The sequence below is a fragment of the Methylopila jiangsuensis genome (assembly GCF_027922305.1).
Taxonomy (GTDB): domain Bacteria; phylum Pseudomonadota; class Alphaproteobacteria; order Rhizobiales; family Methylopilaceae; genus Methylopila; species Methylopila jiangsuensis.
The window spans coordinates 299,615-315,352 of sequence record NZ_BSFK01000007.1 but is presented as its reverse complement, the minus strand read 5'-3'; the positions used below and the strand labels follow the sequence as shown (position 1 = coordinate 315,352).

Sequence of the window (15,738 nt, the reverse complement as noted above, 5' to 3'; positions counted from 1 at the left end):
ACTTCAAAACCGCCGTCATGCCCGAGCCTGTCGCGGGCATCCACGACTTGACCCGCGCGCGCCCTCGCCAGAGGAGAAGTCATGGATGCCCGCGCGAAGGCGCGGGCATGACGCGGGTTCACCATCGCGCGCTTCGCGCAAAGGCCAAACGGGCTGTTACGTCGCGCGGCGGATGCGGACGATCTTGAAGAAACCCGCCGGGAACACCGGCGAGACGTCCGAAATGTGCATGTCGCCCGCATGGGCCGCCCAGGCGCGCAGGCGGCTGACCTTGAAGTCGCTGGACCAGCCCACCTGCTTCACCAGCGGCGCCACCGCGGTCTCGACCTTGGCCATCAGGCCATGATCCGCGCCCATCTTGGACGCCACCACGATCTCGCCGCCGGGCTTCAGCACCCGGCGCATCTCGTCGAGCGCCTTCTCCGGGTCCGGCACCAGCGTGATCACGAAGGGCACGGTGACGGCGTCGAAGCTGGCGTCGGGGAACCCCAGATGGCAGGCGTCCATGGCGGCGAGCCCGCGCACCTGGCTCAGCTTCTGCGCCTCCACCTTCTCGCGCGCCTTCGCCAGCATGTGGCGGGACAGGTCCACCCCCACCACCCGCGCGGTCCTGGGGTAGTAACGCAGCACGAGGCCGGTGCCGACGCCGACCTCGAGGATGTCCGGCCCGTTGGCCGCGGCGGCGGCCGCCGCCTTCTTCTGGGCGTCGGCGAGCAGCCTGACGTAGACCTTGTCGTAGATCGGGGCCCATTTGGCGTAGGCCTTCTTCTGGCCTTCGAGATCGTACCGAACGCTCACCGCACCGCCTCGCTCATGGGTCTCGCCGTCGCCGCAACGCGCCGGGGCGCGCAAATGATCCCGCCGCCCAGCACCCGGCGGCCGGTCTCCTCGTCATAGAGCGCGCAGGCCTGCCCCGGCGCCACGCCGCTCTCGCCGTCCAGCAGCTCCACCTCGGCCTCGCCGTTCCCGAGCGGCCGCAGCCGCGCCGGGGCGGAGGGGCGCGTGGAGCGCACCTTGGCGCGCAGCGTCAGGCCCTCGGGCCCGATGTCCTCCAGCGCGCCGTCGCCGAGCCAGTTCACCTCGCGGATGCGGATGGTCCGGGTCTCCAGCGCCTCGCGCGGGCCGACCACCAGCGTGCGGCTGTCCGCCTCGATGCGGACCACGAACAGCGGCTCGCCAACCGACAGGTTGAGCCCGCGCCGCTGGCCCACGGTGTAGCGCAGCACGCCGTCATGGGTTCCGAGCGCCCGGCCGTCCACATGCACGATCGGCCCGGGCTCGGCGGCGCCGGGCTTCAGCTTCTCGATCACGTCGGCGTAGCGGCCGTTCGGCACGAAGCAGATGTCCTGGCTGTCGGGCTTGTCGGCCACGCCGAGCCCCAGCTCGCGCGCCAGCTCCCGCACCTGCGGCTTGGGCGTGTCGCCGAGCGGAAAGCGCAGCAGGCCGAGCTGCTCCCGCGTGACGCCGTAAAGGAAGTAGCTCTGGTCCCGGTCGTCGTCGGCGGGGCGGAACAGGCCTCGGCCGCCGCCTGCGAGCGCGCGCGAGGCGACGTAGTGCCCGGTCGCCAGCGCCGCGGCGCCGAGGTCCTTCGCGGTCTCCAGCAGGTCCACGAACTTGACGGTCTGGTTGCAGGACACGCAGGGCACCGGCGTCTCGCCGGCGAGATAGCTCGCGGCGAAGGGCTCGATCACCGCCTTGCGGAAGCGCGCCTCGTAGTCGAGCACGTAATGGGGAATGCTGAGCGTCTCCGCCACCCGGCGGGCGTCGTGGATGTCGCGTCCGGCGCAGCAGGCGCCCTTGCGCGCCACCGCCGCGCCATGGTCGTAGAGCTGCAGCGTGACGCCCACCACGTCATAGCCCGCCCGCGCCAGCAGCCCGGCCACGACCGAACTGTCCACGCCGCCGGACATGGCGACGACGACGCGGTTGGCGGCCGGCGGTCCCGGCAGGTCGAGGTCGAGGGTCATTAGGGGCCGTCATTCCTTATCAGGCCGCGGACGTCGTTCCGCGCGGCAGGCTTCTGAAAGCCTTTACGGAACGCCAGGGAGATCGTCATGCCCGAGCCTGTCTCGGGCATCCACGACGTCAACGGTCAAGCCTTCGCTACGCAAGGTCGTGGATACCCGGCTTCGCCGGGCATGACGAGACTGCGGGACGCGCTTCAGCGCTGTGTCGCCAGCCTCTTACCTCGCAACGTCCGATGACGAAAGCATGTCGCCGGAGGCGCTGAGCAGCCGCGCCGGCGTGAAGCCCGCCCGCTTCTTCCAGGTCAGCAGCCCCTCGCCGCCATGCTCGGCCGCGCCGTAGACCACCGCGCCCACGCCGTCCGCCAGCGGATCGCCGCTGTCCAGCAGCCAGCGCATGATCTCCATGTGCATGAGAATCATGACGCCGTCCTCGAGATGGTCCGCATGGCCCATCAGGTCGGTGTAGTGGACGAACTCGCCGACGCGGGTGAGCTTGAGATAGGCCACCAGCCGCTCGCCCACCCGCACCCGGCCCTGCATGTGGCCGGGCTCGTGCAGGAACACGCCCCACCACAGCGTCCAGTGCGTGGGGTGCGAAGGCGGCTTCAGCCCGATCCGCCGCGTGGCCGGCTTGCCCACCTGTTCGGGCTTCAGCAGCCAGTAGTCCAGCACCGGGCCCGCCGCCCGCACCCTGGCCGAGGTCTTGACCGCGTGGACGTCGTAGACGTGGCGGCTGAGCGGGAACCGATGCACGGCGTAGCCGAGCCGCTGGGCCTTCCGGACCTTGGGCAGGCTGCGGGAGGAGCGCGCCTTCACCGCCGCCTCGAAGGCGGCGGCGTTCGGGCAGCGCATCAGGTCGATGGCCATGGGCGTCACCCGCAGCGCGCGACGGAGCGGCGACAGGCCACGCGGCGCCACATAGCGCGCCGCGATCGCCCGCGCGAAGCCGGCAGGTCCGACGCCGAGCTGAAGGTCGACAGGGATGGTCGGGATCGCGTCCGGCGCCATGCCGAAGGCCGCGAGCCGCCGGCGGCGGCGCGTCAGCGCGAGCGCCGGCTCCGCGACGCCGTGATAGACCGCCATGACCAGTCGCTTGAGCACGCCCGCCATGACGCGAAACCTTGAGAGTCCTGGACGCCCCCGCAGCGACGCGCAGGGGTGGGAGACCGGCGGCGCTGGGACGCGCCGCCGTCCCGATCAGATGAAGCGGACCTTGAGCACTTCGTAGCTCTTGCCGCCGCCGGGCGTCACCACCTCGACGGCGTCGCCCACCTTCTTGCCCACCAGCGCGCGGGCGATGGGCGAGCTGATCGACACCCGGCCCTGCTTCACGTCCGCCTCGGCGTCGCCGACGATCTGGTAAACCTTCTCCTCGTCGGTGTCCTCGTCCACCAGCGTCACGGTGGCGCCGAAGGTGATGGTGTCGCCCTTGAGCTTGGACACGTCGATGATCTCGGCGCGCGCGATGGTGCTCTCCAGCTCGGCGATGCGGCCCTCGTTCAGGCTCTGCTGCTCTTTCGCCGCATGGTATTCCGCGTTCTCGGACAGGTCGCCGTGCGACCGGGCCTCGGCGATCGCGGCGATGATGCGCGGACGCTCGCCGGAGGCGCGGTGCTTGAGCTCCGCCTCCAGCGCGACGAGGCCGGCGGCGGTCATCGGGATCTTGTCCATTTCAGTCTCTCTTGCATAACCGCTTGCGGCCCCGGGGCGGATTCGCCTCGGGGAGCGGCTGACGGTTGGCCGGGAGAGCGCCGCATTCAGTCGGCTTCGGTCCCGGACGCTGACGAGCGGCGGCCGGGGGTCGGCCGCCTCAGGCGAAATAGGATTGCAGCGCGCGGACTTCGAGATCGCCGCCCAGATAGGCTTTAATCCCCTGCGCCGCGGCTACAGCGCCGGCAAGGGTCGTATAGTACGGCACTTTGTGCAAGAGGGCCGCTCGGCGCAGCGATCGGCTGTCGCTGAGCGCCTGCGCCCCGTCGGTGGTGTTGAACACCAGCTGCACGCCGCCGTTCTTGATGGCGTCCACAACGTGCGGCCGGCCTTCCAGAACCTTGTTGATCTTCTGCGCGTCGATGCCGTGGGCCGCCAGATGCCGCTGGGTGCCGGAGGTGGCGATGATCTTGAAGCCGAGATCGGACAGCATGCGCACCGGCGCCAGGATGCGGTCCTTGTCCGCCTCCTTCACCGACACGAACACGGTGCCCTCGCGCGGCACGCGGGTGCCGCCGCCGAGCTGGCTCTTGGCGAAGGCGACGCCGTAGTCCACGTCGAGGCCCATCACCTCGCCGGTGGAGCGCATCTCCGGCCCGAGCACCGTGTCGACGCCTGGGAATCGGGCGAAGGGGAACACCGCCTCCTTCACCGCGATGTGGCCGAGCGGTTCGGACGTGAGGCCGAAGGACGCCAGCGGCTCGCCCGCCATCACCCGCGAGGCGATCTTGGCGAAGGGCTCGCCCACCACCTTGGCGACGAAGGGCACGGTGCGGGAGGCGCGCGGATTGACCTCCAGCACGTAGATCTCGCCGTCCTTGATGGCGTACTGCACGTTCATCAGGCCGCCCACCTCCAGCGCCAGCGCCATGGCGCGGGTCTGGTCCTCGAGCCGCTTGATGATCTCCGGCGACAGCGAATGGGGCGGCAGCGAGCAGGCCGAGTCGCCCGAGTGGATGCCGGCCTCCTCGATGTGCTCCATGATGCCGCAGATGAACACGTCCTTGCGGTCGCAGAGCGCGTCCACGTCCACCTCGATGGCGTCCGACAGGTAGCGGTCGAACAGCAGCGGGTTGCGCGACAGGACGGTGTTGATCTGCCCGGTCTTGTCGTTGGGATAGCGCTGCTTCACGTCCTCCGGCACCAGGTCCGGCAGCGTGCCGAGCAGGTAGTCGGACAGCATCTTCTCGTCGTGCAGGATCGCCATGGCCCGGCCGCCCAGCACGTAGGACGGACGCACCACCAGCGGGAAGCCGAGGCCCTCCGCCACGATGCGCGACTGCTCCACCGAATAGGCGATGCCGTTCTTCGGCTGCACCAGCTTCAGCTTGTCCAGCAGGCGCTTGAAGCGGTCGCGGTCCTCGGCGAGATCGATGGCGTCCGGCGTGGTGCCGAGGATCGGCACGCCCGCGGCCTCCAGCGCCGTGGCGAGCTTCAGCGGCGTCTGGCCGCCGAACTGCACGATCACGCCGTGCAGCGTCCCGCGCGAGCGCTCGGTCTCGATGATCTCCAGCACGTCCTCGGCGGTCAGCGGCTCGAAATAGAGCCGGTCCGAGGTGTCGTAGTCGGTGGAGACGGTCTCCGGGTTGCAGTTGACCATGATGGTCTCGTAGCCGGCGTCCGACAGCGCGAAGCAGGCGTGGCAGCAGCAGTAGTCGAACTCGATGCCCTGGCCGATGCGGTTCGGACCGCCGCCGAGGATGATGACCTTCTTCGCGTCCGACGGCCGGGCCTCGTCCTGGGGCTCGCCGCCGGCGAAGGCGGGCGCGTAGGTGGAGTACATGTAGGCCGTGGGCGAGGCGAACTCGGCCGCGCAGGTGTCGATGCGCTTGTAGACCGGGCGCACGCCGAGCGCGTGGCGCTTCGCGGCCACCTCGTGCGCCTCGAGCCGGGACAGCGTCGCGAGCCGTGCGTCGGAGAAGCCCTTGGACTTCAGCTTGCGGAAGGCGGAGGCCGTGGTCGGCAGGCCGAAGCGGCGCACCTTGTCCTCGGTCGCCACCAGATCGGCGAGCTGCTCCAGGAACCACGGGTCGATCTTGCAGGCCTCGTGGATCTCCTCGATCGTGAAGCCGAGCCGCAGCGCCTGCGCGCATTTCACGAAGCGGTCCGGCGTCGGGCGGCCGAGCGCGGCGCGGATGGCGTTGCGGTCGTCGCCCTGCCCGAGGCCGTCGATCTCGATCTCGTCGAGGCCGGTGAGGCCCGTCTCCAGCGAGCGCAGCGCCTTCTGCAGGCTCTCCTGGAAGCTGCGGCCGATGGCCATGGCCTCGCCCACCGACTTCATGGAGGTGGTGAGCGTCGGCTCGGCGCCCGGGAACTTCTCGAAGGCGAAGCGGGGGATCTTGGTGACCACGTAGTCGATGGTCGGCTCGAACGAAGCCGGGGTCGCGCCGCCGGTGATGTCGTTGTCGATCTCGTCCAGCGTGTAGCCGACCGCGAGCTTGGCCGCGACCTTGGCGATGGGGAAGCCGGTCGCCTTGGAGGCGAGCGCGGAGGAGCGCGACACGCGCGGGTTCATCTCGATCACGATCATGCGGCCGGTGGCCGGGTCGATCGCGAACTGCACGTTGGAGCCGCCGGTCTCCACGCCGATCTCGCGCAGCGTCGCGAGCGAGGCGTCGCGCATGCGCTGGTATTCCTTGTCGGTCAGCGTCAGCGCCGGCGCCACGGTGATCGAATCGCCGGTGTGGATGCCCATCGGGTCGATGTTCTCGATCGAGCACACGATGATGCAGTTGTCCGCCCTGTCGCGGACGACCTCCATCTCGTACTCCTTCCAGCCGAGCACGCTCTCCTCGATCAGCACCTCGTCGGTGGGCGAGGCGTCGACGCCCCGCTCCACGATCTCGAGGAACTCCTCGCGGTTGTAGGCGATGCCGCCGCCGGTGCCGCCCATGGTGAAGCTCGGGCGGATGATGGCCGGCAGGCCGATCTCCTCCAGCGCCACCAGCGCCTCGGAGAGGTTGTGCGCCAGCATGGAGCGCGGGGTCTCCAGGCCGATCCTGGTCATGGCCTCGCGGAACAGCTCGCGGTCCTCGGCCTTGTCGATGGCCTCCGCCGTGGCGCCGATCATCTCGACGTCGTACTTCTCCAGCGCGCCCATCTTCTTCAGCGACAGGGCGCAGTTGAGCGCGGTCTGGCCGCCCATGGTGGGCAGCAGGGCGAAGCCGCCCGGAACGGCGTGGCGCTCCTTGGCGATGATCTTCTCGACGATCTCCGGGGTGATCGGCTCGATGTAGGTGGCGTCCGCCATGTCCGGGTCGGTCATGATGGTCGCCGGATTCGAGTTCACGAGGACGATCCGGTAGCCTTCCTCACGCAGGGCCTTGCAGGCCTGGGTGCCGGAATAGTCGAACTCGCACGCCTGTCCGATGACGATCGGCCCGGCGCCGATGATCAGGATGGTGGCGATGTCGGTGCGTTTGGGCATGGGTCGGCTTTCCGGGTCCGTGCGTTCGGCGCTCGGGACATGTGTCCCCGCGCGAGGGCGCGCGCGGCTCTCTGGGAGCAGGTATCGTGGCTGAAGCCGTGCAATACACAGTCGCGGCGGCGCAGGAAAGGCGTCATCTCGCCCAAAGGCGCGCCCGCCGAGTTCCGTCCCCGGAGAAACGCCGCTCATGACCGCCTCCCGACGCACCGTCCTGATCACCGGAGCCTCCTCCGGCATCGGCCTGGAGCTCGCGCGCCTGTTCGCCGCCAACGGCGACGATCTGGTGCTCGCCGCCCGGCGGGAGGACCGGCTGAAGGCGCTGGCCGACGAGCTGTCCGCCCGCCACGGGATCGCGGCGAGCGCGGTCGCGGCCGACCTCGCGAAACCCGACGGCGTGAAGGAGCTGGCGATCGAGGTGGGCCGCCGCGGCCACATCGTGGACGTGCTGGTGAACAACGCGGGCTTCGGCCTGCTCGGGCCGTTCGCCCGCCTGCCCTACGACCGGCAGCTCGAAATGCTGGCGGTGAACGTGAACGCCCCCACCGCGCTCGCGGGCCTCTACCTGCCGGGCATGCTGGCGCGGGGACGCGGCGGAATCCTGAACGTGGCCTCGCTCGCCGCCTTCCAGGCCGGACCGGAGATGGCGGTCTATTACGCCAGCAAGGCCTATCTGCTGTCGTTCTCCGAAGCGCTCTACGAGGAGACCCGCCGCAGCGGCGTCACCGTCACCGCGCTCTGCCCCGGTCCCTCCCCCACCGAGTTCGGCCAGGTGGCGGGCGCCTCCAATGTGAAGCTGTTCAAGACCGGCGTGGTGTCCGCCGCCGACGTCGCCAAAGCGGGCTTCGACGGCTTTCAGGCCCGCAAGGCCATCGTCATCCCCGGCGCGCTGCCCAAGCTCTCGGCCTTCGCCACCCGCTTCCTGTCCCGCGGCCTGCTGCGGCGGATCGCGCACGAGCTGCAGGGCCAGAAGGGCGGCCCGGCCTGAACCGCGCGCCGCGTGGCCTTAGATCACGGCGGATCCGGCCCCCGATCAGCCGGGTCCGGCGCCCGGCGCGCCGAGCCGCGGGAGGCGCCGGGTCCGCTCGCCGAAGGCGTCCTGCAAAGGCGCGCCCGACTGGCGCGCGGGCCATGTGACGGGATTAACCTTACGGAAACCATGTTTGCGACGGACGGCTCACGCGCCGCGCGAGCGCTCGGTCGCTCTGGCGGCCTCAGGTCCGGCCGGACATCGCCCAAGCGCGCCGCCCCTCCACGTCATGCCCGCGCCTTCGCGCGGGCATCCACGACTTCGTTCGGCGAGGGCTTGCGAGCCCAAGTCGTGGATGCCCGAGGCGAGCTCGGGCATGACGGCAGGGGGGGCGGGTTCGAGTCCTTGATGGCCGGCATGAGCCGGGCATGACGGAGGGGTGGGCTTCAGGCACGCCCCGCCTGCGTCCCGCCCGCGCTCAGTACCCGCCGAACAGGCGCTTCAGGAATCCCAGCGGCTCGCTGGCGCGCGGGCGCTCGCGCGCCACGCGCTCCTCCACCCAGCCGTCGCCGGGGGGCGGACCGTCCTCGTAGACCTCGCCGCCGGGCTGGCCCTCGCCATAGCCCGCCACCTGCGGGCGCCAGTCGCCCGGCAGGGAGGCCACGGCGGCGCCCGCGTGGGCCGCCGTCATGAAGCGGCTCCAGATCTGCACCGGCAGGCCGCCGCCGGACGCCTTCTTGGTGGGCGAATTGTCGTCGTTGCCGAGCCAGACCGCGGTGACGAGGTGGGAGGTGTAGCCCACGAACCAGGCGTCGCGGAAATCCTGGCTGGTGCCGGTCTTGCCCGCCGCCGGCCAGCCCGGCAGCGAGGCGCCCCGCGCCGTGCCCGAGCGGACCGTCTCCGACAGCATGGCGTTCATCATGCCCACGCGCTCGATGTCCACCACCTCCTGCGGCGCCTCGGGGCGGCGGTTGTAGAGCACCTCGCCGGTTGAGGCGACGACCCGGCGGACCACATAGGGCTTCGCCGCCATGCCGCCGTTGGCGAAGGGCGCATAGGCGCCGGCGAGCTCCAGCGGAGTCACCTCGGACGTGCCGAGCGCCACCGAGGGGTTCGGCGCCAGATCCGAGGTGATGCCCACGCGCCGCGCGGTGCGGATGACGTTGAGCGGGCCGACCTCGACCCCGAGCCGCACCGCCACCGTGTTGACGGAGTGGGACAGCGCGCTGGTCAGCGTCATGGGGCCGCCGTAGCGGCGGTTGTAGTTCTCGGGGTTCCAGCCCTTCAGCTTCAGCGGCGCGTCCACCTGCACCGTGTCCGGCGTCATGCCGAGCTCCAGCGCGGCGAGATAGACGAAGGGCTTGAAGGCCGAGCCCGGCTGCCGCTTGGACGACACCGCGCGGTTGAACTGGCTCTCGGCGTAGGACCGGCCGCCCACCAGCGCCCGCACCGCCCCGTCCGGCGCCAGCGCCACCAGCGCGCCCTGGCTGACCTTCAGCGCCGGCCCGCGCTTGGCGATCGCCTCCGACAGCGCCTTCTCGGCCTCCGATTCGAGCTTCGGATCGAGCGTGGTCTCGACGGTGAGGTCCTCGTCATAGACGCCCACCAGCCCGTCGAGCTGGTCCATGATCCAGTCGGCCACATAGCCCACCGCCCCTTGCGGCTTGGGCGCGGGGGACGGCGGCGAGACGCGGAAGGCGCGGTTGGCCTCGTCGCGGGAGATGTAGCCCTCGTCGGCCATGGCCGAGAGCACCAGATCGGCGCGGGCGCGGGCGCCTTCGGGATCGCGCGTCGGCGCGAGCCGCGACGGCGCCTTCACGAGGCCCGCCAGCGTCGCGGCCTCGGAGATGTTCACCTTGCGGATGGACTTGCCGAAATAGCGCTGGGCCGCCGCCTCCACGCCATAGGCGCCCGCGCCGAAATAGACGCGGTTGAGATACATCTCGAGGATGCGGTCCTTGCCGAACTTGCGCTCCAGCCAGAACGCCAGCACCGCCTCCTGCACCTTGCGCTCCAGCGAGCGTTCGGGCGTGAGGAACAGGTTCTTGGCGAGCTGCTGGGTCAGCGTGGAGCCGCCCTGCACCAGCGTGCCGTGCTGCAGGTTGGTGGCCATGGCGCGGGCGAGGCCGATGAAGTCCACGCCCCAGTGGTCGCGGAAGCGCCGGTCCTCGATGGAGATGAAGGCCTGCGGCACATAGGCCGGCATCTCGGACAGCGGCACGTTGGCGCCGCCGGTCTCGCCGCGGTTGGCGAGCGGCCTGCCGTCCAGGCTGACGATGGTGACGTTGGGCGGCCGCTTCGGCACTTCGAGCTTGTCGATGGGCGGCAGGCCCGAGGCGTAATAGGCGATGACGCCGCCGCCCGCGAGCGCGCCCAGCACGCCCATGACCAGCAGGAACGAGAACAGCCGGCCGATCAGGCTGCGCCGCTTGCGCGGCGGACGGCCGGACGGGCCGCCGGAGCGGGCGCGGGAGGGACGGCTACGACCCATGACCCAGCTCCAGTAGGACAGTTTTTCGCGGGGTTCGGGCTCCGCCGGGCCGGCCGATCCGAACGACGGCTCGCGCCGGCCGTCCGGCATGTCCGGCTCGGGACGGGCGTCCGGACCGAAGCCCGGCTCGCGCCGGGGCCCGGCTCCGGCATGGCTCGGCCGGTCGCCCGGCGACAGCCTCACGTCGAAGGACGCCTCGGGATGCGCGTCGAATCGCGGCTCGCGCCGTTCCTGCCCCGCGGACCGTCGTCCGATCGCCATACCCGCCGCACCCCGCCACGCATCACGCCGCAGCGGCCGTTCGCCGGCCGCCGTCCTCATGGAGAATCCGGATGGACTTTGAATGCGGCAGGTTTAAGGGGCGTTTACGATGAGCCGAGCCGCTCCGGCGCGGCGGAAGCTCCAAGCCGCCGGGCGTCCAGAGCCGCGATCTTCTTATGAAGATGAACGAAGAACGCGGTGGCGAACAGCGGCGTCAGCAGGTTCGCGAACGGCACGATGGCGAGCGCCGCCGCCGCCAGCCCGGCCACGAACACCCGCCCCCTGTGACGGCGGCGCAACGCCGCCGCCTCCGCCTCGGGCCGGAATCTCAGCGCGGCGAGCGTGAAATACTCCCGGCTGAGCAGATAGGCGTTCACCAGCCCCCAGGCGACCAGATTGACGCCGGGAAAGAACAGCAGCGGCAGCATGGCGACGTTGATGGCGAGCACCAGCGCGCCGAAGCGGGCGGACATCAGCGCGCCCCGGAGCGCCGGCGGCGCGACGCCGGGCGGATCCTGCGGATAATGCGTGCGCTCCACCACCGCCGCCACGTCGTCGAGGAACAGGCCCGCCACCGCCGCCGTGACCGGCGTGATCAGGAACAGCAGCCCGAACGCGAGGCCGAGCCCCGCCACAACCTGAGCGCCGGAGCGCAGGTAGCCCGGCTCAAGCGTCAGCAGATGGTCGATCAGCGCCTGCAGCCCGATCCAGCCGAGCGCGAGCGCCAGCAGCGTCAGCCCGAGCGATTTGATCAGCACCGCCCGGAACTCCGGCGTAAACATCTGCCGCGCGGCCATCAGAGCCGAGTCCAGCATCAATCGCGCTCCCGTTTTCCGCGTGTCCGCCCAGTGTCAAGCTGGCGCCGGCGCGTATTATACCCGCCCAAAGTCTTATGCGACCAAGATGCGCCGCTCCCGCCGGTCCGCTTGGCCTGACTTTCCGACGTATGTTAGGCATCCCAGTCGAACATGCGTCGCGGCGGGACCGCCCGTTTAAGGGCGGACAAGGCCGCGGCTGCGTACGCCGGCGCAACGGCGCGGGGAAACGCGCTCCGGCGAACGCTCGCCCATCAGGAGGAAGCCGTCTTATGTCCATCACCGAAGGCAAGACCCGCGAGACCGAAAGCCGGTTCTTCTCGGCCAGCGTCGCCGAGGTCGACCCGGAGCTCGCCAACGCGATCACCTCCGAGCTCGGCCGCCAGCGCGAGGAGATCGAGCTGATCGCCTCCGAGAACATCGTCTCGCGCGCGGTGCTCGAGGCGCAGGGCTCGGTGCTGACCAACAAGTACGCCGAAGGCTATCCGGGCCGTCGCTACTACGGCGGCTGCCAGTACGTGGACGTGGCCGAGCAGCTCGCCATCGACCGCGCCAAGAAGCTGTTCAACGCCCAGTTCGCCAACGTGCAGCCCCATTCGGGCGCGCAGGCCAACACGGCGGTGTTCTACGCCCTGATGCAGCCGGGCGACACCTTCCTCGGCCTCGACCTGGCCGCCGGCGGCCACCTGACCCACGGCGCCAAGGCCGCCGTCTCGGGCAAGTGGTTCAACGCGGTGAACTACCACGTCCGCAAGGACGACCACCGCATCGACATGGAAGAGGTGGCGCAGCTCGCCGAGCAGCACAAGCCGAAGGTCATCATCGCGGGCGGCTCCGCCTATCCCCGCCAGATCGACTTCGCGGCCTTCCGCAAGATCGCGGACTCGGTCGGCGCCAAGTTCATGGTCGACATGGCCCACTTCGCGGGCCTCGTGGCCGGCGGCCAGCACCCGAACCCGCTCGAGCACGCCCATGTGGTGACCACCACCACCCACAAGACGCTGCGCGGCCCGCGCGGCGGCATGATCCTCACCAATGACGAGGATCTGGCCAAGAAGTTCAACTCGGCCGTGTTCCCCGGCCTGCAGGGCGGCCCGCTGATGCACGTCATCGCCGCCAAGGCGGTGGCCTTCGGCGAGGCGCTGAAGCCCGAGTTCAAGCTCTACGCCCAGAACGTGATCGCCAACGCCAAGGCGCTGGCCGAGAACCTGAAGGGCCACGGCTTCGACATCGTCTCCGGCGGCACCGACACCCATCTGATGCTGGTGGACCTGCGCCCGAAGAAGCTCACGGGCAAGGTGTCCGAGATCGCGCTCGGCCGCGCGCACATCACCTGCAACAAGAACGGCATCCCGTTCGACCCCGAGAAGCCGATGGTCACCTCGGGCGTGCGCCTGGGCACCCCGGCGGGCACCACCCGCGGCTTCGGCGTGGCGGAGTTCCAGCAGATCGGCGACATGATCGCCACCGTGCTGGACGTGCTGGCCCAGAAGGGCGTGGACGAGGACTCCGAGGTCGAGGGCAAGGTCCGGGCTCAGGTGGCCGATCTGGTCGCCCGCTTCCCGCTCTACGCCGACTGATCGCGCCGGGGCGGGAGTCCGACACATGCGGTGTCCGCACTGCGGCGCGGCCGACACGCAGGTCAAGGACTCCCGTCCCGCCGAGGACGACGCCGCCATCCGCCGCCGGCGGGTGTGCGGGGTCTGCGGCCAGCGCTTCACCACCTTCGAGCGCGTGCAGCTGCGCGAGCTCACGGTGGTGAAGCGCTCCGGGCGCCGCGCGCCCTTCGACCGCGACAAGCTGCACCGCTCGCTCGCGGTCGCCCTGCGCAAGCGCCCGGTGGAGCCGGAGCGCATCGAGCAGATGGTGTCCGGAATCGCCCGGCGGCTGGAAAGCGGCGGCGAACCGGAGATTTCCTCCGAGACGATTGGCCAGTATGTCATGGAGGCGCTGAAAGGCGCCGACGACGTGGCCTATGTGCGCTTCGCGTCGGTCTACAAGAACTTCCGCGAAGCCAAAGACTTTGAAACCCTCCTGGACGAACTCGCCGGCGACGTCGACGACCCCTCCCCCACCCGCTGACGCGGACGAGGCGGGCGTGCGCGCCGACGCCCGCTGGATGAGCGTGGCGGTCGCGCTCGGCCGCCGGGGTCTTGGCCGCACCGCGCCGAACCCGTCCGTCGGGGCGGTGCTGGTCCGGCCCGGAACCGGCGACGGGACCGTGGTGGGACGCGGCTGGACCCAGCCCGGCGGACGCCCCCACGCCGAAGCCATGGCGTTGGCGCAGGCGGGCGATCGCGCGCGCGGGTCCACGCTCTACGTGACGCTGGAGCCCTGCAGCCACCATGGCCGCACGCCCCCGTGCGTCGAGGCGGTGATCGCGGCGGGCGTGGCGCGGGCCGTGGTCGCGGCCGCAGACCCCGACCCGCGCGTGAACGGCCGCGGCTTCGCGATGCTGCGGCAGGCCGGCGTTCCGGTGACGTTCGGCGTCGGCGGCGACGACGCCCGGGAGCTGAACGCCGGCCATGTGTCGCGGGTGGTGCGCGGCCGCCCTCATGTGACGCTCAAGCTTGCGGTCTCCTCCGACGGCAAGGCCGGGCTCGCCGGACGGCGGCCGGTGGCGATCACGGGCGAACTGAGCCGCGCTTATGTCCACATGCTGCGGGCGCAGTCGGACGCGATCATGGTGGGGATCGGCACGGTTCTGGCGGACGATCCCGACCTGACCTGCCGTCTGCCGGGACTGGCGGACCGGTCGCCGTCGCGCGTGGCGCTGGATTCGGACCTGAAGCTGCCGCCGGCGTCAAAGCTCGCCGCCAGCGCGTCTGCCGTGCCGACGACCGTGATCTCGGCCGCCGACGCCCCGACGGACCGGGAACGCCAGCTTGTCGCCCGCGGCGTCATGGTTCTGAGGGTGGCGCGGGCGAATGGGCACGTCGACCTCACGGAGACCCTGGCGCTTCTGGGCGCCCAGGGCGTGACGCGGCTGTTCGTGGAGGGCGGCCCGACGCTCGCCGCCGCTCTTCTGCGCGCCGATCTCGTGGACGAGGTCGTCCTCGGCCAGGCTCCGGCGCCGCTTGGCCCGGACGCCATCGCGGCGCTGGACGCCCTGCCGCTGGCGGCGATCACGGCGTCCGAGCGCTTCGCGCCCGTCGATGAGCGGACGATCGGTCCGGACGTCTGGCGCCGCTTCACGCGCGCCTGAACGCGCTCATTTCAGGAACAGCATCCAGATCACGCCGAGGGCGATCACCGCGCCGGCGAGGCTCAGCGACAGCACCATCGGCATGTTGCGCGGCTTGTTGGTGGCCTGCTTGGCCTCCACCGGCTCAAGAACCTCGGTCTTGGTGCCGGGGGGCGGAGCGTACTGGTGGGTGTGGTCGGTCATGGGGCCTCCAGATGGGCGGCGCCGGCCGGATGCGCAGCGCGTTCTGGAGGACAACGGCCGAGGATGAAATCCGATCCCTCGTCAGGCGGCGCTCATGATTCCGTGATGTCGAACGGCGCGGAGGCCTCGTTCTTGGTCTGGCCCAAGGCGAGCGCGGTCTTGACCGTCTTCACGTTGCGCGCGCTTGTGAGCTCGATCACGAAGCTCTGGAAGCTGGTGAGGTCCTTCGCCACGCATTTCAGCATGAAGTCCACCTCGCCGGAGAGCATGTGGCACTCCCGCACCTGCGGCCAGTCCCGCACCCGCGCCTCGAAGGCGGCGAGATCGGCCTCGGAATTCCCGGCGAGCTGCACCATGGCGAAGGCGGTGACCTCGAAGCCGAGCCGGCGTTCGTCCAGCAGCGCCCGGTAGCCGCGGATCACGTCCGCCTCCTCCAGGGCGCGCACCCGGCGCAGGCAGGGCGGCGCGGAAATGCCGACCCGCCGCGCCAGCTCCACATTGGTCATGCGGCCGTCCGCCTGCAGTTCGGCGAGGATTTTGAGGTCGATCGCGTCGAAGCGGCCGCGCATGTCACGAATGTCCGATGTTGCGACGCAAAAGAGCGTCGTTCGGGTGTAGCGGGCGACCGGCTTCGACTCAAGCGCAGCCTTCGCGCGGGCGGCGTCCACGAAAAAAGCCGGACCTGCGGTGACGCAGGTCCGGCTTCGAGGTT

The 15,738-nt window shown here is 70.6% G+C and carries 13 protein-coding genes; 4 read left to right on the top strand and 9 right to left on the bottom strand.

Going from position 1 to position 15,738, the window contains the following annotated elements; translation table 11 throughout:
* Positions 1–156 precede the first annotated feature (156 nt).
* The 5 genes from PKE85_RS08560 to carB form a co-directional block, all read right to left on the bottom strand.
* On the bottom strand, positions 157–798 hold the full coding sequence (locus PKE85_RS08560; RefSeq protein ID WP_271204317.1) for a class I SAM-dependent methyltransferase: 642 nt from the start codon (positions 796–798) through the stop codon (positions 157–159).
* Complete coding sequence (gene mnmA / locus PKE85_RS08555) at positions 795–1,967, bottom strand: tRNA 2-thiouridine(34) synthase MnmA (RefSeq protein WP_271204316.1); 1,173 nt, start codon at positions 1,965–1,967, stop codon at positions 795–797. Before mnmA ends, PKE85_RS08560 begins: the two co-directional genes overlap by 4 nt.
* 216 nt (positions 1,968–2,183) lie before the next feature.
* The gene (locus PKE85_RS08550) at positions 2,184–3,077 is read right to left on the bottom strand and encodes a hypothetical protein (RefSeq protein WP_271204315.1); all 894 of its coding nucleotides are present in this window, start codon (positions 3,075–3,077) and stop codon (positions 2,184–2,186) included.
* A gap of 87 nt (positions 3,078–3,164) precedes the next feature.
* The gene (greA, locus tag PKE85_RS08545) at positions 3,165–3,638 is read right to left on the bottom strand and encodes a transcription elongation factor GreA (protein ID WP_271204314.1); all 474 of its coding nucleotides are present in this window, start codon (positions 3,636–3,638) and stop codon (positions 3,165–3,167) included.
* 139 nt (positions 3,639–3,777) lie between these two features.
* On the bottom strand, positions 3,778–7,104 hold the full coding sequence (carB, locus tag PKE85_RS08540) for a carbamoyl-phosphate synthase large subunit (protein ID WP_271204313.1): 3,327 nt from the start codon (positions 7,102–7,104) through the stop codon (positions 3,778–3,780).
* Positions 7,105–7,291: 187 nt separating this feature from the next.
* Here carB and PKE85_RS08535 point away from each other — a divergent pair, with 187 nt between their 5' ends.
* Positions 7,292–8,089, top strand: coding sequence for an SDR family NAD(P)-dependent oxidoreductase (locus PKE85_RS08535; RefSeq protein WP_271204312.1), 798 nt, complete (start codon positions 7,292–7,294; stop codon positions 8,087–8,089).
* A 460-nt stretch (positions 8,090–8,549) separates the two neighbouring features.
* On the opposite strand, the gene PKE85_RS08530 is transcribed toward PKE85_RS08535, so the two are convergent.
* On the bottom strand, positions 8,550–10,823 hold the full coding sequence (locus PKE85_RS08530; protein WP_271204311.1) for a transglycosylase domain-containing protein: 2,274 nt from the start codon (positions 10,821–10,823) through the stop codon (positions 8,550–8,552).
* 104 nt (positions 10,824–10,927) lie between these two features.
* On the bottom strand, positions 10,928–11,638 hold the full coding sequence (locus PKE85_RS08525; protein WP_271204310.1) for a sulfate transporter family protein: 711 nt from the start codon (positions 11,636–11,638) through the stop codon (positions 10,928–10,930).
* A 272-nt stretch (positions 11,639–11,910) separates the two neighbouring features.
* Between PKE85_RS08525 and glyA the strand changes: the two genes are divergently transcribed.
* Genes glyA through ribD form a run of 3 tightly spaced genes read left to right on the top strand, consistent with a single transcriptional unit; the run spans position 11,911 to position 14,843 of the window.
* Positions 11,911–13,218: a serine hydroxymethyltransferase gene (gene glyA, locus PKE85_RS08520; protein WP_271204309.1), complete on the top strand. Its 1,308-nt coding sequence runs from the start codon at positions 11,911–11,913 to the stop codon at positions 13,216–13,218.
* A gap of 25 nt (positions 13,219–13,243) precedes the next feature.
* Positions 13,244–13,720: a transcriptional regulator NrdR gene (gene nrdR, locus PKE85_RS08515; RefSeq protein ID WP_271204308.1), complete on the top strand. Its 477-nt coding sequence runs from the start codon at positions 13,244–13,246 to the stop codon at positions 13,718–13,720.
* 37 nt (positions 13,721–13,757) lie between these two features.
* On the top strand, positions 13,758–14,843 hold the full coding sequence (gene ribD, locus PKE85_RS08510) for a bifunctional diaminohydroxyphosphoribosylaminopyrimidine deaminase/5-amino-6-(5-phosphoribosylamino)uracil reductase RibD (RefSeq protein WP_271204347.1): 1,086 nt from the start codon (positions 13,758–13,760) through the stop codon (positions 14,841–14,843).
* Between the two features lie 6 nt (positions 14,844–14,849).
* Here the strand turns inward: ribD and PKE85_RS08505 are convergent, their stop codons facing one another.
* Positions 14,850–15,026 (bottom strand): hypothetical protein, encoded by a 177-nt coding sequence (locus PKE85_RS08505; protein WP_271204307.1) that lies wholly within the window; start codon positions 15,024–15,026, stop codon positions 14,850–14,852.
* Positions 15,027–15,118: 92 nt separating this feature from the next.
* The gene (locus tag PKE85_RS08500) at positions 15,119–15,595 is read right to left on the bottom strand and encodes an Lrp/AsnC family transcriptional regulator (protein WP_271204306.1); all 477 of its coding nucleotides are present in this window, start codon (positions 15,593–15,595) and stop codon (positions 15,119–15,121) included.
* Positions 15,596–15,738 lie beyond the last annotated feature (143 nt).